This is a genomic window from Nocardia sichangensis, assembly GCF_047200615.1.
GTDB classification, from domain to species: Bacteria; Actinomycetota; Actinomycetes; order Mycobacteriales; family Mycobacteriaceae; genus Nocardia; species Nocardia sichangensis.
On record NZ_JBJZOK010000013.1, the window covers coordinates 70,884 to 87,720 of the forward strand.

The 16,837-nt window shown below is 70.8% G+C and carries 13 protein-coding genes; 6 read left to right on the forward strand and 7 right to left on the reverse strand.

Annotation, left to right across the window (positions count from 1 at the left end; translation table 11 throughout):
• Window positions 1-38 precede the first annotated feature (38 nt).
• From fdhD to ACL03I_RS19555, 3 genes are all read right to left on the reverse strand, one after another.
• The gene (fdhD, locus tag ACL03I_RS19545) at window positions 39-878 is read right to left on the reverse strand and encodes a formate dehydrogenase accessory sulfurtransferase FdhD (protein WP_412806627.1); all 840 of its coding nucleotides are present in this window, start codon (window positions 876-878) and stop codon (window positions 39-41) included.
• A 49-nt stretch (window positions 879-927) separates the two neighbouring features.
• Window positions 928-3,225 carry an FdhF/YdeP family oxidoreductase gene (locus ACL03I_RS19550; protein WP_412806628.1) on the reverse strand — a complete coding sequence of 766 codons (2,298 nt, stop codon included), beginning with the start codon at window positions 3,223-3,225 and terminating at the stop codon, window positions 928-930.
• A gap of 397 nt (window positions 3,226-3,622) precedes the next feature.
• Window positions 3,623-4,879 carry an FHA domain-containing protein gene (locus tag ACL03I_RS19555; protein WP_412806629.1) on the reverse strand — a complete coding sequence of 419 codons (1,257 nt, stop codon included), beginning with the start codon at window positions 4,877-4,879 and terminating at the stop codon, window positions 3,623-3,625.
• A 337-nt stretch (window positions 4,880-5,216) separates the two neighbouring features.
• Between ACL03I_RS19555 and ACL03I_RS19560 the strand changes: the two genes are divergently transcribed.
• Both ACL03I_RS19560 and ACL03I_RS19565 read left to right on the forward strand, forming a co-directional pair.
• Window positions 5,217-5,888 (forward strand): TetR/AcrR family transcriptional regulator, encoded by a 672-nt coding sequence (locus tag ACL03I_RS19560; RefSeq protein ID WP_355072266.1) that lies wholly within the window; start codon window positions 5,217-5,219, stop codon window positions 5,886-5,888.
• A 43-nt stretch (window positions 5,889-5,931) separates the two neighbouring features.
• Complete coding sequence (locus ACL03I_RS19565) at window positions 5,932-6,450, forward strand: GNAT family N-acetyltransferase (RefSeq protein ID WP_412806630.1); 519 nt, start codon at window positions 5,932-5,934, stop codon at window positions 6,448-6,450.
• Between the two features lie 22 nt (window positions 6,451-6,472).
• On the opposite strand, the gene ACL03I_RS19570 is transcribed toward ACL03I_RS19565, so the two are convergent.
• A complete protein-coding gene (locus ACL03I_RS19570) occupies window positions 6,473-8,014 on the reverse strand; it encodes a glycerol-3-phosphate dehydrogenase/oxidase (RefSeq protein ID WP_412806631.1) in 1,542 nt (513 codons plus the stop codon).
• Between the two features lie 42 nt (window positions 8,015-8,056).
• Window positions 8,057-8,692: a TetR/AcrR family transcriptional regulator gene (locus ACL03I_RS19575; RefSeq protein ID WP_355072272.1), complete on the reverse strand. Its 636-nt coding sequence runs from the start codon at window positions 8,690-8,692 to the stop codon at window positions 8,057-8,059.
• A 178-nt stretch (window positions 8,693-8,870) separates the two neighbouring features.
• Here ACL03I_RS19575 and ACL03I_RS19580 point away from each other — a divergent pair, with 178 nt between their 5' ends.
• Window positions 8,871-10,448: an FAD-binding oxidoreductase gene (locus ACL03I_RS19580; protein WP_412806675.1), complete on the forward strand. Its 1,578-nt coding sequence runs from the start codon at window positions 8,871-8,873 to the stop codon at window positions 10,446-10,448.
• A complete protein-coding gene (locus tag ACL03I_RS19585; protein WP_412806632.1) occupies window positions 10,445-11,389 on the forward strand; it encodes a diacylglycerol kinase in 945 nt (314 codons plus the stop codon). The genes ACL03I_RS19580 and ACL03I_RS19585 overlap by 4 nt, the downstream gene beginning before the upstream one ends.
• A 27-nt stretch (window positions 11,390-11,416) precedes the next feature.
• Here ACL03I_RS19585 and ACL03I_RS19590 read toward each other — a convergent pair whose 3' ends face one another.
• Entirely contained in the window at window positions 11,417-12,115 is a 699-nt protein-coding gene (locus ACL03I_RS19590; protein WP_355072276.1) for a hypothetical protein, read from the reverse strand.
• A 122-nt stretch (window positions 12,116-12,237) separates the two neighbouring features.
• Entirely contained in the window at window positions 12,238-12,831 is a 594-nt protein-coding gene (locus ACL03I_RS19595) for a helix-turn-helix domain-containing protein (protein ID WP_355072278.1), read from the reverse strand.
• A gap of 91 nt (window positions 12,832-12,922) precedes the next feature.
• Here ACL03I_RS19595 and ACL03I_RS19600 point away from each other — a divergent pair, with 91 nt between their 5' ends.
• Both ACL03I_RS19600 and ACL03I_RS19605 read left to right on the forward strand, forming a co-directional pair.
• Window positions 12,923-13,849: an NAD(P)/FAD-dependent oxidoreductase gene (locus ACL03I_RS19600; protein ID WP_412806633.1), complete on the forward strand. Its 927-nt coding sequence runs from the start codon at window positions 12,923-12,925 to the stop codon at window positions 13,847-13,849.
• Window positions 13,850-14,150: 301 nt separating this feature from the next.
• On the forward strand, window positions 14,151-16,829 hold the full coding sequence (locus tag ACL03I_RS19605) for a valine--tRNA ligase (RefSeq protein ID WP_412806634.1): 2,679 nt from the start codon (window positions 14,151-14,153) through the stop codon (window positions 16,827-16,829).
• Window positions 16,830-16,837: the final 8 nt, after the last annotated feature.

Here is a 16,837-nt window from a genome sequence, read left to right on the forward strand (position 1 = left end):
TCACGGTAGAACGGGCGTCCGGCGCGGGCAATAGTGAGTCAGGCCAACAACGAGTCGGCGCCCGGATCGGTGCGCAGCCGCTCGGGGACGGTGTAGACGTTCATCGTGTCGCCGCGGAGGAAGCCGATCAGACTCAGTCCGGCGTCGGCGGCGAGATCGACGGCCAGCGAACTCGGCGCCGAGACCGCGCCGAGCATCGGGATTCCGGCCATGACGGCCTTCTGCACCAGTTCGAACGACGCGCGCCCGCTCACGATCAGCACCAGATCATGGGCGGGCACCCTGGATTCGCGCAGTGCCCAGCCGATCACCTTGTCCACCGCGTTGTGCCTGCCGATGTCCTCGCGCACCGCCAGCGCTTGCCCGTCGGTGGTGAACAGGCCCGCCGCATGCAAGCCGCCGGTGGCTTCGAACACCGATTGGCGGTCACGCAGCATGCCGGGCATCGCGGCCAGTACCCGGGTGTCCACCACCGGGCCTGCGGCGGGCAGTGGGAATCGGGTGCGCTTGCGGACCTCGTCCAGGGCGGTCTTTCCGCACAGTCCGCAGGCTCCGGTGGTGAGGAACGAGCGGGTCGACACCGGCACGGGGGTGCGCAGGGTGACGTCGAGGACGTTATAGGTGTTGCGGCCCTGGTCGTCGGTGCCCGCGCAGTAGCGGGCCGCCACGATGTCCTCGGCGGAACCGATGACGTCTTCGCTCAGCAGGAATCCGTGCACCAGGTCGATGTCGTTGCCGGGGGTGCGCATGGTGACCGTCAGCGACTGCCCGTCGATGCGGATCTCGAGCGGTTCTTCGACGGCCAAGGTGTCCGGGCGCTGGATCTGCCCGCTGGGCGAGATCCGGCGCATCCGGCGGCGAGCGGTGACGCGGCTCATGCCGTGTTCCCTTCGGCGCGAGCACTGTCCTGCGGCCGGACCCGGCTGGTCATGCCTTGCTCGCCTCGAACCGAATGGTGACCGCTTTGGAGACTGGCGTGTTCGATCGTTTCGCGACGTGGTCCAGTGGCACCAGGGGATTGGTCTCGGGGTAGTAGGCGGCGGCGTTGCCGCGCGGTGTGGGGTAGGAGACCAGGCGGAAGCCTTCGACGCGGCGTTCGGTGCCGTCGGTCCACTCGGAGACGATGTCGACCAGATCGCCGTCGCGGAAACCGAACGCGGTGATGTCCTCGGGGTGGACCAGCACCACTTTGCGGCCGTTGTGGATGCCGCGGTAGCGGTCGTCCAGGCCGTAGATGGTGGTGTTGTACTGGTCGTGACTGCGCAGGGTTTGCAGGATCAGTCTGCCCGCGGGGACCGGCAGCCAGGTCAGCTCGTTGACCGCGAAGTTGGCCTTGCCGGTGGCGGTGCGGAATTCGCGGGCGTCGCGCGGCGGATGCGGTAGCTGGAAGCCGCCCCGGCCGCGAACTTTCGCGTTGTAGTCGGCGCAGCCGGGCACGACGCGGGCGATGGCGTCGCGGATGCTGTCGTAGTCACGGGCGAAGCGGGCCCACGGCACCGGGTGGTCGGGGCCAAGGACTGCCCGGGCGAGTTCGCAGACGATGGCGACTTCACTGCGCAGCTGGTCGCTGACCGGCCGCAACCGTCCGGTGGACAGGTGCACCATCGACATCGAGTCCTCCACGGAGACTTGATTCTTGGCGCCGTCCGGGGCCAGGTCGAGGTCGGTGCGCCCGAGCGTCGGCAGGATGAGCGCGGTACGGCCGTGCACGACGTGGCTGCGGTTGAGTTTGGTGGAGACCTGCACGGTGAGCGCGCAGTCGCGCAGCGCGGCTTCGGTCACGGCGGTGTCGGGGGTGGCGGAGACGAAGTTGCCGCCCATGCCGATGAAGACTTTCGCCTGTCCGTCGCGCATGGCGCGGATGGCGGCGACGGTGTCGAGGCCGTGCTCGCGCGGGCTGCTGATGCCGAATTCGCGGTCGAGGGCGTCGAGGAAGGTGTCGGGCATCTTCTCCCAGATGCCCATGGTGCGGTCGCCCTGCACATTCGAGTGACCGCGCACGGGGCACACACCCGCGCCCGGTTTGCCGATCATGCCGCGCAACAGCAGCAGATTGGTGGCCTCCTCGATGGTGGCCACCGCATGGGCCTGCTGGGTCAGGCCCATGGCCCAGCACAGGATGATGTTGCGCGAGCGGGCGAACAGCTCGGCGGTGTGCTCGAGTTCGGCCGCGGTGAGACCCGTCGCTTCCAGTACGGTGTCGAGATCGACCGTGCGCGCGTGCTTTTCGTATTCGGCGTAGCCCGCGCAGTGGGCGTCGACGAACGCCCGGTCGACCACCGTGCCCGGTGCGCGGTCCTCCGCTTCCAGCAGCAGGCGGCCGAGCGCCTGGAACAGGGCCAGGTCACCGCCGAGGCGGATCTGCAGGAAGTCGTCGGCGATCGGCACGCCGGTGGTGACGCCCTTGATCGTCTGCGGGTCGCGGAAGCCGAGCAGCCCGGTCTCGGGCAGGGGGTTCACCGCGACGATCCGGGTGCCGTTCGCCTTGGCCGCGGCCAGCGCGCTGAGCATCCGGGGATGATTGGTGCCCGGATTCTGTCCCGCGACGATGATCAGATCGGCCTTGGCGAAGTCGTCGATGGAGACCGAGCCCTTGCCGATCCCGATCGAGCTCGACAGCGCCGCGCCGGAGGACTCGTGGCACATGTTGGAGCAGTCCGGCAGATTGTTGGTGCCGTAGCTGCGCACCAGCAGCTGATAGAGGAACGCGGTCTCGTTGCTGGTGCGGCCGGAGGTGTAGAACACCGCCTCGTCCGGAGAGTCCAGCCCGCGTAGCGTGTCGGCGATCAAACGGTAGGCGTCGTCCCAGGCGATCGGCCGGTAGTGGGTGTCTCCGGGACGCAGCACCATCGGGTGGGTCAGCCTGCCCTGCTGGCCGAGCCAATAGCCGGATTTGTCGCTCAGGTCCGCCACCGAGTGGGTGGCGAAGAACTCGGGAGTCACCGTGCGCAGCGTGGCTTCCTCGGCGACGGCCTTCGCGCCGTTCTCGCAGAACTCGGCGGGCCTGCGATGGCCGCTCGGCTCCGGCCAGGCGCAGCCCGGGCAGTCGAAGCCGTGCACCTGATTGACCCGGGCCAGGGTGCGCGCCGTGCGGATGACGCCCATCTCCTCGATCGAGCGTTTCAACGCCACCGCCACGGCGGTGACGCCCGCGGCCTGCTCTTCGGGCGGGGTCACCGTCAGCTCGGACTCGTCGATGTCGCGGCTCGGTCCGTTTCGGTGCATACCGCCATTGTGCTCCCCGCGCGGTCCGGGCCCGACTCGACCGGTGGAGGCCGTCTCCGGCGCGAGGCCGGTGAGCCGGGCGCGAAGCCGTCCGGTACACGGCCGTGGTGCGGCCTGGCCTCGGCCGTGCGAGGGGCTGACCCGGAGCCCGGTTCCGCGAGCGCGGCGGCTCGGCGAGCCGTTCACGCTGTGCGGCGCCCTGGTGCGAGGCAGCCGCGAGCGCCGGGGTCATGACATGCTCGAACGCAGTCCACCGCACTGCGGCTCGGTGGTCGGCGCCGGTCCGGGTACCCGATGCCGTGCGTGTGCGGGCGCGGCGACGCTGTTCGAGTACCCGGGCGCCGGTGCTGGCAGGCGAACTCGTCACCGCGGCCACTTTGCCCGGCGCCCTCGGCGGCTACGAACGGCGGCGCGCTCCCGCGATATCCGCCGTGCCCGTGCGCTGCTCGTCGCCTCGGTAGGTGAGGACCCGCTCGCTGATGCGGACCCGCCAGCCGGGCGGGAGCTCGGTCGGGGACGTGCTGATCCTGGTCCACTGGTCGGTGCCGGGACCGGCGATGAAGGTGCCGGAGGTAGCGGCGGCGTCCCGGATGTACACCTTGCCGCCGTCCACCGACACATAGGCGTGGACCCGCGAGACATGGCGATCGCGCTGGATGACGATCGGAGTGGCGGCGGCGGTGCGGACCGCCTCGTCCACCTGCGGTCCGCGCCCGATGACGTAGGCGCGGTCCAACGGGTAGGCCGCCCCTTCTTCGGTGACCAGCGCACCGACGGCGTCTCCGGACAGCGCCGCCGGGCTCATGGCTCGCGTTCCGCCGTTCTCGGGCGCTTTGCGCAGGGCGACCGGTTCGCGCGCGGGCTGCACCTGGGACCACGCCGGCGGTCGGTCCGGGACCGGCCGGGGCGGACGCGGTTTGGCGAAGGGGCGGACCGACTCGGTCGGCCTGGGTGTCGCTGGTGCGAGGGCGTCGGCGGCGCTGGTCTGCCGAGGGATCGGCGTTGCCTGTGCGACGGCGTCGGACGCACCGGTCGGTCGCGGAGCGGGCGATGCTTGCGCGACGGCGTCGGACGCGCCGGTCGGCTCCGGCATCGCCGCGAAACCGGCCGCCGCCGTCGCCTCGGGCTCGGCCTGCGCGGAAGGCTCGGACGTGCGTGGTTCGGCGGCTTTTCCGGTGCGTCGTACCGCGGCGTGCAGCACGAAGCCGCCGCCGGGGACCACGCCGGCGCGCAGGTCGGTGCGGGGCAAGGCGGTCGGCGGCTCGCCGGTGTCCGCGCCGATCGTGATGCGGCGCACCGGTTCGCGCACGATCTCGTCCACCCAAGTGAACGCACGCCCGCCGTCGAGGCGGCGGGTGCCCTCCGCGCCTTGGATCTCCGCGGTGACCGGTCCGCGCAACAGGATCAGCACGCCGTCCGCGGTGGGGGCGACCACACCGAACGGCGGCGGTTGGACGGTGCTGCCGAAGATCACCGCGGCCAAGCGTTGCGCCAGCGCGGCGCCGGGATGCTCGCCTTCGGCCACGGCTTCGATGGTGCCGAGTATTCGGTCCGTGGAGGTCGTTTCGGCCCCGAGGTAGGCGACGACCGCACCGAAACGGGCGACGAGTCCGTCGCCTGGTGCGACACCCACGGTGGACGGTTTTCTGCGCACCCGCGCCCTCCTTCCCGGCGCACTACCGGCATACCGAAGCCAGCATAGAGCGTCGGCGACAACCGAACCGGGGTCTGCGCGTATCGCGAAGCGGACAGTGCGAACGTCTCGCCGTGTCATCGGATTCTCGAATCACGCTCTGTCGGGCGGGTTCTCGTGAGCGGTCGCCGCCAACCTTTGCAAAGGCTGTGAGCTGCATGTTGTGGTGTTTTCCGCAGCAAGCGGCGTTCGGCGGCCTGCTCCGTCCCGCCGGATCGGCCTCTTCGCGGCAGCTCCGGACGCGCATGGACTTGCGCCGCTCACCCGAACGGCGTTCGTCCCTCGTTATGCTCGGCTCATGAGCGCAGCAGCCGTCAGCCGCAGGGCCCGCCCGGCCAAAGCTCCGCTGAGCCGCGAGGTGATCGTCGAGACCGGCCTGCGCATCCTGGACCGGGATGGAGCGGCGGCGCTGACCATGCGCCGGGTCGCACAGGACTTGGACACCGGCGCCGCCTCGCTGTACGTATACGTCGCCAATCGCGACGATCTGATGGCCGCCATGCTCGACCATGTCCTCGGTTCCGTCCCCGAGCCCGCCTGGGCGAGCTGGCGCGAGCGGCTCACCGAGCTGGTCGATGCCACGGTGGCGGCGATGAGCAGGCACGAAGGGCTGGCGCTCGTCGCGCTCGGTGTGATTCCGAGCAGTCCGAACGCCCTGCGGCTGGTGGAGCTGATGCTCGGTGCGCTCACCGAGGCGGGACTGGACGAGCTGACCGCGTCGTGGGCGGTGGACCTGCTGTTCCTGCACATCACCGCGTCGGCGTCCGAACAGAGTGCGCACCGCATCGGGGGCGGCAGCGAGCAGGAGTACCTCGCCGCGATCGAGCGTCGCTTCGCCGAACTGCCCGCCGACCGCTATCCGACCGTCGTGGCCATGCGGGAGGCTCTGCTGGCGGGCGGCGGTGCGGCGCGCGCGGCCTGGGCCGTGCAAGTGCTGCTCAACGGCATCCTCGCCACGCGGGCGCAGTGAAATTCGCTGGTTCATGTCGTGGGGGCGGACCGACAATGGGCCGGTGATCCGACCCGCGACATCCCGAGACCTCCCCGTGCTCCAGGACATCGAGCGCGCGGCGGGCGAGCCGTTCGCGCGAATCGGGATGACGACCGTGGCCGACGACGAACCGCCCTCGCTGGCGACTCTGCGACAGTTCCAGCAGGCCGGGCGGGCCTGGGTGTGGACCGACGACGACCTGCCGATCGGCTACCTCGTCGCGGCAGTGGTCGACGGGAACGCCCACATCGAGCAGGTCTCGGTGCGCCCGGATCACGCCCGGCGCCGGATCGGCAAGCGCTTGCTCGACCGGGCCGCCCGATGGGCCGCCGTCGCGGGCCTACCCGCGATGACGCTGACGACGTTCACCGAGGTGCCATGGAACGGGCCGTATTACGAGCGGCTCGGCTTCCGGTACCTGTCGGCGTGGGAGGAGACGCCGGGGCTGGTCGCGCTGCGCGCCGCCGAGCAGGCCCACGGCCTCGACCGCTGGCCGCGCGCGTGCATGCGCGCGGAACTGTCCGCATGGTCGATGGACTGAGCCGCCCGGACGCGTCGTGCCGTCAGGCGAGGGCGCGTACGGCCGCGGGCGCCGCGGCGGCCCGATCTTCGGCGATCAGGCCGATGCGCGTGCGCCGATCCAGCAGGTCGTCGGCCTCCAGCGCGCCCTCGTGGGACACCGCGAACGCGAATTCGGCTCCGAGTACGTCGATTCCGGGCGCGACCGGCTCGGCGAGGGCAGGATCGCGGCGCGCCGCGGCCAGCACGGCGTCCGCCTCACCGCCGTAGCGTTCGATCAGCACCGGCGGCGCGTCGATGCGGTCGCGCGCCGCTCCGGAGACCGCGCCTACCAGTGGTAGCCGCCGGGTGCGGCACGGTGCCGCGGCGAGACCGTTGTGCGTGACGGCGGCGTCGATCACGTCCTCGGCCATCTTGCGGTAGGTGGTGAGTTTGCCTCCCACGATGGTGACGATCCCGCTCGGGGAACGCAGCACCGCGTGTTTGCGCGAGATGTCGGCGGTGCTGTCGTCGGCGGTCTCCAGCAGTGGGCGCAACCCGGCGTAGGAGCCGCGAATATCGGCGCGGGTCAGCGGCTCGCGCAGGGCGGGATTGATGGTCTCGAGCAGGAAATCGATCTCGCCGTCGGTGGCCTTCGGCTCGTCGGGAACCGGGCCCGGCGCGTCCTCGTCGGTCAACCCCAGGTACACCCGGCCGTGCGCGGCGGGGAAGGCGAAGACGAAGCGGCCGATGCTGCCGGGCACCGGTACGGTGAGCGCCGCGGACAGGCCGCCGAAGGACGCGGCGGAGAACACCAGGTGGGTGCCGCGGCTCGGGCGCAGCCGGATGCTGGAATCCACCTGATCGGCCCAGACTCCGGTGGCGTTCACCACGGCGCGGGGCCGCACCGCCAGGGTCTCGCCGGTGCGCGTGTCACGCAGGGTCGCCGAATTCCCGGTCACGTCGAGCGCTTCGACGCGGGTCAGAATGCGCGCGCCGTTGGCCGCCGCGGTGCGCGCCAGTGCGACGACCAAGCGCGCGTCGTCGACCAGCTGTCCGTCCCATGCCTGCAGCCCGCCGCGCAGGTCCGCGCGGCGCACGGTCGGTGCGAGCCGTACCGCCTCCGCGGCGGCGACGTGCCGGGACCGGGGCAGCAGCGCCGCGGGGGTGCCCGCACCACGCCGCAACAGATCACCCGCCAGGAAACCGGCGCGCACCAGTGCGGCTTGCGTCGTGCCGATATTCGGCAGCAGCGGGACCAGTTGGGGCAGCGGGCGCACCAGATGTGGCGCCGTGGTGCGCATGAGAATGCCGCGCTCCGAGGCGCTTTCGTGGGCGATGCCGACGCGGCCGCTCGCGAGATAGCGCAGGCCGCCGTGCACCAGCTTGGAACTCCAGCGGCTGGTGCCGAAGGCCAGGTCGTGGCGTTCCACCAGCACGGTGCGCAGCCCGCGGGCCGCGGCGTCCAGCGCCGCGCCCGCGCCGGTGACGCCACCGCCGATCACCAGCACGTCGACCTCGGCGCCGTCGCCGAGCCGGGACAGATCCGCCGCACGGCGGGCGGCGTTCAACGCGGAGTCCCCGGTGTGCCCCGGATCAGTGCTCATCACAATGCCTTTCGGTTACGGCGAGAAGGGTGCGAAGACGGCTCATCGCGCTTGTCTCCGGTCGGTGTCCTCGGTCGTCTCCCGGGTGTGGTCGTCCAGGTACCCGTCGATCGCGCGACGGAGTTCGGCGTCGAGATGCTCGCCCGCCAGCAGCGGCGCGACGGTGCCCGCCGATTGCACCGCGGATTGGGCGATCAGCAGCAGCATCGTGGCCATCCGTTCCGGGTCGCCCCCGCGAATGGAGCCGTCCCGGTGGCCGTCGCGGATACCCGCCGCGAACAGCTCGATCAGAGCGCGCTGGTTGCGCCCCAGCCTGCCGAAGACGTAGGTGAGCATCAGATCGGTGTCGGTACGGAAGATCTTGCCGAACAAGGGATTCGACCGGACCGTCGCCGCTCCCGCGACCACGCCCTCGACCAGCCTGACGCGCGCGCTGCCCGCCGACGGCATGGTCGCCGCCACGATCCCGCGCAGCTCGCGGACCAGCAGCTCGGCCACCAGCGCGCCGGTGTCCGGCCAGCGGCGGTAGACGGTCGGCCTGCTGACGCCCGCTCGCCGCGCCACTTCGGTGAGGGTGGTGCGGCGCACGCCGAATTCCTCCACGCACGCGCGAGCGGCGTCGAGGATCGCCAGGTCGGTCGCCGAGAGGCGCTCGGCGGAGTCGTCAGGAGCGGTCAAGGTGTCACCACCGGGGGTTGATCGGCCGACGGCTGGCGTCGACCAGGGGAATGGTCCGAACCTTCGTTACTGCTTGACAGTCTATGTCAAACTGTAACGCATGGTGGAAACACGGCAGCACGCCGCGGGCGATTCGGCTTCCGCGGCAAAGACCGGCGTGAGCGGGTCGGCGGCGAGTATGGTCTGGGATGCCTGGGGAATCCCGGCTGGGCACCAGCCACTTTCGGAGCGGATCCGTGGTCTGCTGACGCAGGTGTTCGGGGTGTCCGGCGATCCGGTGGCGCGCCGCGATGAGGGCGACGTGCCACTGCGCGAATCGGCGTTGACGCCCGCGCGGCGAGCCGGGTTGGTCGAGGTGGTCGGTTCCGGGAACGTGTCGGCCGACCACCGCGATCGGTTGCGGCACGCAGGGGGGAAGAGCACACCCGATCTGCTGCGCCGCCGGGCCGAGGGCCCGCAGGACGCGCCGGACGCCGTCGTCTTCCCCGCCGACCACGACGAGGTGCTCGCCGTGCTCGCCTACTGCGCGGCGAACGCCGTCGCGGTGGTGCCGTTCGGCGGCGGCACCAGCGTGGTCGGCGGCGTCGAACCCGTGCGCGGTCGCTTCGACGCCGTGATCGCCCTCGATCTGCGCAGGCTGGATACGATCACCGCGATCGATCCGATCAGCGGCACTGCCACACTGGGCGCGGGACTCACCGGCCCGCGCGCGGAGGAACTGCTCGGCGTGCACGGCTTCTCCCTCGGGCACTTCCCGCAGAGCTTCGAGTTCGCCACCATCGGCGGCTTCGCGGCGACGCGATCCTCTGGCCAGGCTTCGGCGGGCTACGGCCGTTTCGACGACATGGTGCAGCGGCTCGAGATCGCCACGCCCAGTGGCACGCTCGTCCTCGGACGCGCCCCCGCCTCGGCGGCGGGCCCGGATCTGCGTGAGCTGTTCGTCGGATCGGAGGGCACGCTCGGCGTGATCACCGCGGTCACCTTGCGCGTGCACCCGGTCCCGGAAACCGTCGCCTATCAGGCGTGGTCGTTTCCCGATTTCGCGACCGGCGCCGCAGCGTTGCGCGCGGTGGTGCAGGAGGGTGCGGCGCCGACCGTGCTCCGGCTGTCCGACGAGGCGGAGACCGGGATCAACCTCGCCCGCTCCGGCGATATCGGCGGCAACCCGGTGGCCGGATGTCTGGCCGTCACCACCTACGAGGGCAGTGCCGCGCACGTCGCCGCGCGCAGCGCCGAAGCGGGTGCGCTGCTGGCCGCGGCGGGCGGCTCGGCCCTGGGCGAGACAGCGGCCAGGGAATGGGAGCACGGTCGTTTCGCCGCGCCGTACCTGCGCGACGCGCTCCTGGATGTCGGGGTGCTCTGTGAAACGCTGGAAACCGCCACCACTTGGTCGAATCTGAGCGCGCTGAAGGAGAAGGTGACCGGGGCGCTGACCGATTCGCTCAGTGCGCAGGGGACGCCCCCGCTGATCATGTGCCACATCTCGCACACCTACCCGACCGGTGCGTCGCTGTACTTCACCGTCGTCGCCAAGCAGTTGGACGACCCGCTGGCGCAGTGGCAGGCCGCCAAACGCGCCGCGGGCGACGCCATCGTCGCGGCGGGCGGCACCATCACCCACCACCACGCGGTGGGCACCGACCACCGCCCCTGGTTGCCGGACGAAGTGGGTGACCTCGGCGTGCGCGTCCTGCGCGCGGTGAAGGCCGAACTCGATCCGGCCGGCATCCTCAATCCGGGAAAGCTGGTGCCGTGACCGAATATTCGCCGGTACGCAAGGTCACCGTGGTGACCAACCCGCGGTCCGGGCACGGTAAGAGCGGCGCGGCGGCGAGCGCCGCGATCGCCCGTCTCCGCGCGGGCGGCGCCGAGGTCGCCGAGGTGTGCGCGCCCTCGGCCGCCGAAACGGTTCGGCAGGTGCGAGATGTCATCGCGGGCGACGCGCCGCCCGATGCCGTGGTCTGCGTCGGCGGCGACGGCTTGATCAACCTGACCCTTCAGGCCGTCGCGGAGACCGGCGTCCCGCTCGGCATGGTTCCCGCGGGCACCGGCAACGACCTGGCCAGGGAACTCGGTGTGCCGACCGACAACCCGCTCGCCGCCGCCGCGCTCGTGCTGCGCGGGCGGACCAGGACGATCGATCTCGGCCGGATCGAGTCGCCCGGCGCGCCGATGTGGTTCGCCACGGTGACCGGCACCGGATTCGACGCGCGAGTCACGCTGCGCGCCAATGAGATGCGCTGGCCGAAAGGCAGGCTGCGCTATACCGTCGCCGCGCTGGCCGAGATCTCCGGGCGCTTCACCGTTCCCTACCGCGTCGAGTTGGTGGACGCGGTGACCGACGGGCTCACCAACCCCGGCATGGGCTCGCTGCTGGAGACCGAGGCGGTCATGGTCGCGGTCGGCAACACCCGCACCTACGGCGGCGGCATGTTGATCTGCCCGGACGCGATCATGGACGACGGACTGCTCGACTTGACCGTGGTCGGCGCGCTGTCGCGGCGGGAGATGCTGCGCTTGCTGCCCGCGCTGTCGGCGGGGAAACGCCAGAATCACCCGGAGGTCAAGCAGTTCCGCGCCGCGGCCGTCACGTTGACCGCCACGGGCGCGCCCGCCACGGCCGACGGCGAACCGGCGGGCACCCTGCCGCTCACCATCAGGGCCGTCCCGGCGGCACTGACCGTCCTGGTGCCCTGAGGCGCACCGAGGCGGCGGTTTCGCCGGTCAGGCGAAGGTCACGCACCCAAGGCGGTCGACGGCCGCGCGGTCGACGATGACGACCGACCGGGAACCGCGGGCCGCGGGTTCCGTCGCCACCACGCTCATCAATCGCCGCCAGCCGCGCACGTGCAGCCGGAAGGCCACGTGATTGATCCGTCGTCCGCGGCTGTGCTGGCCCGCCCTGGCCACCGGCGCGGGCACATCGAGCAGGAGCAGGTGCAATTCACGTCCCGCCGCCCAGCGCGCGATCAGAACGCGCGCCCACCGGAAGGTGGCGCAGTCGTGGATGACGACCGGGCCGTCGACCTCACGCAGCGCGGCGCGAACAGCGACGAAGTGCGCCACGTGCACCACCGGACGCCACAGCAGGTAGGGCAGCCACCAGAGTCTGGGCCGCCAGCGATTGCGCGCCTGCATCGAGTCGAGCACCAGCACCCCGGCGGGACTGTGCGACGGTGCGGTGGCCGCCGCGTCGGCGCCGAAGAATTTGCGCAAGGCGGTGCTCTTACCCGCGCCGGGGACGCCCGCGACGATCAGCGCCGCCGCGGCGGGGTATCGAATCTCCGCGACCGCGCGACCGCGTAGATCGTGCAGCGCATCCGGGACCAGGATCGGCGGTCGCGGTTCGGGGGCGTGCCCGGGCACGGCTTCCAGCGGGGGGTTCACCTCTCCCAGCGTCCGCAGCCGAGACGGGTTCGGCATCCGGGAAAACCCCCGTTTTTCTTGATGATTCGCCGAGTGAGATGCGCCTGGGGTGTTCACCCTTCCCAGAGTCCCGAGGTTTCGTCCTTTCGGCAATACTGGACATTTCGGACACTATCGGTTCATGTGGGTTTCCGGCCCGCCGACCGCGCGCGAAGATGCATTCGTTCACCCTGGGACCCGAAAAGGCTGAGAATTTCCACCGGTCCCCGGCCCGCGCTACCGAACCAATGCGGTTGGCGGGTGTCGAATTCCGCGGCCTCGCCGGGGCCGAGCACCAGATCGTGTTCGCCCAGCACCAGCCGGAGTCGTCCGGACAGGACGTAGAGCCACTCGAAACCCTCGTGCACCTTCGGGTCGGGCTCGCCACGCTCGGGCGGGATGATGATCTTGAACGCTTGCAACGGCCCCGGCTGCCGGGTCAGCGGAAGAATGCTGAGCCCGTTCATCTTCCGTGCCGTCGTGTGGACCCGAGGGTCGGCGATCCGCGGTGCGGCCACCAGTTCGTCCAACGGCACCTGGTGGGCCATCGCGATCGGCAGCAGCAGTTCCAGGCTGGCTTTTCGCTGGCCGGACTCGAGCCGCGACAGCGTGCTCTTGGAGATCCCGGTGCTTTCCGCCAGCGCGGTGAGCGTGACGTTGCGTCGAGTCCGCAGCGCTTTGAGTCGCGGACCGATGTCGGCGAGGGCTTGGGCGACGCCTGGTGGTGTGGACATGTCACCAGTGCACCGCGTCGTCCCGGATTTGGCAACAATAGTTGCTGATATGCGCCGAGCGACGGCACTGTGTCGGTGGAGGTGATCGCGGATGAGCGAGACATATGACGTGGTGATCGTGGGTGGCGGTGCGGCGGGGTTGTCCGCGGCGTTGGTCCTGGCCCGGGCGCGGCGGCGGGTCGCGGTGGTCGGAGGCGGCGCGCCGCGCAACGCGCCCGCCGAGCACATGCACGGGTTCCTGTCCCGGGACGGGATGCCGCCCGCGCAGTTGCTGGCGGCCGGAGCCGAGGAGGCGGCGGGCTACGGCGCAAAGGTGATCTCCGATGTCGTCGTCGGCGCGGAACGGGTGGGTGAGTCGGAGTTCGTGCTGCGGCTGCGGGGCGGTGCGACGCTGCGGGCGCGCCGCCTGCTGGTCGCGACCGGGCTGCGCGACGAACTGCCGCGGCTACCCGGAGTGCGCGAACGATGGGGGCGCGACGTGCTGCACTGCCCTTATTGCCACGGCTACGAGGTGCGTGACCAGCCGCTCGGCGTGCTCGGCGGGCGGGAACCCGGCGCATCGGCGCGGGCGGTGCACTTGGCCCTGCTGCTGCCGCAGTGGTCGGACGACGTCATTTTCTTCCCGAACACGATGCCACTGTCAGACGACGACCGTGCTCGCTTGGACGCGCGCGGCGTGCGGGTGCTCGACGGCGAGGTCGCCCGGTTCGTGGTGCAGGACCGGCTGCGCGGTGTGGAGCTGACCGACGGGCGAGCGGTGCCGAGGACGGCGATGTTCGTCGCGCCGACCTTCCGCGCCAACGACGACGTGCTGGTGGCGCTCGGGTGTGCGTTCGACGACAGCGGCTGGGTGGTGACGGACGCCACCGGGCGCACCAGCGTGGCGGGCGTATGGGCCGCCGGTAATGTGAGCGATCCGGCTGCGCAGGTGATCTCCGCGGCGGGCGCGGGCTCGACCGCCGCGATCGCGATCAACGGCGACTTGGTGTCGGCCGACGTCACCGTGCCGGCCCGATAAGGGGAATATCCGGGGTAGAAAATGCCGGAAGCTGAGAATTGCTTATGGATTCCGAGTCCGGCCTCGGATCGCCGGTAAGCTACTGGCATAGGCGGAGTGTTCGGTGTCCCTCATCCACCGAAGACTCCGCCTTTCTTTGTCTCCGTCGCGAAATACCGCTCCGCGCGATTCGTCCGGAGCGCCCCGCGGGCCGATATCCCGCCCGATTTCCGCAGCGCTGCCGCCCGGCGGATCCGCGGGTAGCGGCGAGCGGGGTCGACCGACCCGAAGTCGGCGCGGCGACGCGCTCTAGAATCGCGGGGTGACCAGCGCAGCCCCTGACAACACGCGTAATCGTGCCGATGCCCTCCCCAAGAGCTGGACTCCCAGCGAGGTGGAGGCCGAGATGTACGAGCGCTGGGTAGCCGCTGGCTATTTCACCGCCGACACCGGCAGCGGCAAGCCGCCCTACTCGATCGTGCTGCCGCCGCCGAACGTCACCGGCACGCTGCACATGGGCCACGCGCTCGACCACACCCTGATGGACACGCTGTCGCGCCGCAAGCGGATGCAGGGGTACGAGGTGCTCTGGCTGCCCGGCATGGACCACGCGGGCATCGCCACCCAGACCGTGGTGGAGAAGCAGCTCGCGGTGGACGGCAAGACGAAGGAAGACTTCGGCCGCGAACTGTTCGTGCAGAAGGTCTGGGATTGGAAGCGGGAATCCGGCGGCGCCATCCAGTGGCAGATGCGCGCGCTCGGTGACGGCGTCGACTGGAGCCGGGACCGCTTCACGATGGACGAAGGCCTGTCGCGCGCCGTGCAGACGATGTTCAAGCGGCTCTACGACGCGGGCCTGATCTACCGCGCCGAGCGGCTGGTGAACTGGTCGCCCGAACTGCGCACCGCGATCTCCGACATCGAGGTCAAGTACGAGGACGTGGAAGGCGAGCTGGTCTCGCTGCGCTACGGCTCGCTCCGCGACGACGAACCGCACGTCGTCGTCGCCACCACCCGGGTGGAGACCATGCTCGGCGACACGGCGGTGGCCGTGCATCCGGAGGACCCGCGCTACCGGGCGCTGATCGGCACGACCCTGGAGCATCCGATCACCGGACGGCAGATCCCGATCATCGCCGACGACTACGTCGATCCCGAATTCGGCTCCGGCGCGGTGAAGATCACACCGGCGCACGACCCCAACGACTTCGAGATGGGTCTGCGGCACGGGCTGCCGATGCCGACGATCATGGACGAGCGCGGCCGGATCACCGGCACCGGAACCGAATTCGATGGCATGGACCGCTTCGAGGCCCGCGTCAAGGTGCGCGAGCGGCTCACGCGAGAAGGCCGCGTGGTCGCCGAGAAGCGGCCGTACCTGCACTCCGTGGGGCACTCCGAGCGCACCGGCGAGCCGATCGAGCCGCGCCTGTCCATGCAGTGGTGGGTGAAGGTCGAGTCGCTGGCCAAGTCCGCAGGCGACGCCGTGCGCAGCGGCGACACCGTGATCCACCCCAAGAGCCAGGAGCCGCGCTGGTTCGGCTGGGTCGACGACATGCACGACTGGTGCATCTCGCGTCAGCTGTGGTGGGGCCACCGCATCCCGATCTGGTACGGCCCCGAGGGCGAAGTGGTGTGCGTCGGGCCCGACGAGCAGGCGCCCGAGGGCTGGGTGCAGGACCCGGACGTCCTCGACACCTGGTTCTCCTCCGGCCTGTGGCCGTTCTCCACGATGGGCTGGCCGCACGCCACCGCCGAACTCGAGAAGTTCTATCCCACAAGCGTGCTCGTCACCGGCTACGACATCCTGTTCTTCTGGGTGGCGCGGATGATGATGTTCGGCACCTACGTCGCCGAGGACGCCGTGCTGACCACGGGCAAGGGCGGCGCGCGGCAGGTGCCGTTCAAGGACGTGTTCCTGCACGGCCTGATCCGCGACCAGTTCGGCAAGAAGATGTCCAAGTCGCGCGGCAACGGCATCGACCCGCTGGACTGGATCAACGCCTTCGGCGCCGACGCCACGCGCTTCACCCTCGCACGCGGCGCGCAGCCCGGCGGCGACCTCTCGGTCGGCGAGCCGCATGTGCTCGCCTCGCGCAGTTTCGTGACCAAGGTGTTCAACGCGACGAAGTTCGCGCTGATGAACGGCGCGCGGGTGGGCGACCTGCCCGATCGCGCACAGCTCACCGACGCCGATCGCTGGATCCTGGACCGGCTGGACGCGGTGCGCGCCGAAGCGGACGCCGCGTTCGACGCCTACGAGTTCGGCAAGGCGTGCGAGGCGCTCTACCACTTCGCCTGGGACGAGCTGTGCGACTGGTACCTCGAGCTGGCCAAGGTGCAGTTCGCCGCCGACGGCGCGCGGGCGGAAGCGACCCGGTTGGTGCTCGGTACCGTGCTCGACGCGGTGCTGCGCCTGCTGCACCCCGTCGTGCCGTTCGTCACCGAGGCGTTGTGGCAGGCGCTGACCGGCGGCGAGTCGATCGTGATCGCGCCGTGGCCGCAGGCCTCCGGGGTGCCCGTGGACCAGGAGGCGGCGCAACGTATCTCCGACACTCAGCGGTTGATCACGGAGATCCGGCGGTTCCGCAGCGACCAGGGCTTGGCGGACAAGCAGAAGGTCGCGGCCAAGCTGATCGGGGTCGGCGAGGCGGGGCTCGGCGAGCAGGCGGCGTCGGTCGCCAACCTGGCGCGGCTCACCGAGCCGGACGCGGGCTTCGCCGCGACCGCGTCGGTGGAGGTCCGCCTGAGCGCCGGGACGGTCACCGTGGAGCTGGACACCTCGGGCGCGGTCGACCTGGACGCCGAGCGCCGCAGGCTGGAGAAGGATCTGGCCGCCGCGCAGAAGGAACTCCATGGCACCGCCGCCAAGCTCGGCAACGAGGCGTTCTTGGCCAAGGCGCCCGACCACGTGGTCGAGAAGATCCGCGGCAGGCAGCAGGTCGCCGCGGACGAGGTGGCGCGCATCGGGGCCCGACTGGCGGAGTTGAGCGGCAAGTGAACCACGAG

Bases quoted from the DNA above. Each gene is read 5' to 3' on its own strand.
- ACL03I_RS19560 (WP_355072266.1), top strand. From the start codon at position 5,217: ATGAGCGCAGCAGCCGTCAGCCGCAGGGCCCGCCCGGCCAAAGCTCCG.
- ACL03I_RS19550 (WP_412806628.1), bottom strand. From the start codon at position 3,225: ATGCACCGAAACGGACCGAGCCGCGACATCGACGAGTCCGAGCTGACG.
- fdhD (WP_412806627.1), bottom strand. From the start codon at position 878: ATGAGCCGCGTCACCGCTCGCCGCCGGATGCGCCGGATCTCGCCCAGC.
- ACL03I_RS19595 (WP_355072278.1), bottom strand. From the start codon at position 12,831: ATGTCCACACCACCAGGCGTCGCCCAAGCCCTCGCCGACATCGGTCCG.
- ACL03I_RS19600 (WP_412806633.1), top strand. From the start codon at position 12,923: ATGAGCGAGACATATGACGTGGTGATCGTGGGTGGCGGTGCGGCGGGG.
- ACL03I_RS19580 (WP_412806675.1), top strand. From the start codon at position 8,871: ATGGTCTGGGATGCCTGGGGAATCCCGGCTGGGCACCAGCCACTTTCG.
- ACL03I_RS19570 (WP_412806631.1), bottom strand. From the start codon at position 8,014: ATGAGCACTGATCCGGGGCACACCGGGGACTCCGCGTTGAACGCCGCC.
- ACL03I_RS19590 (WP_355072276.1), bottom strand. From the start codon at position 12,115: ATGCCGAACCCGTCTCGGCTGCGGACGCTGGGAGAGGTGAACCCCCCG.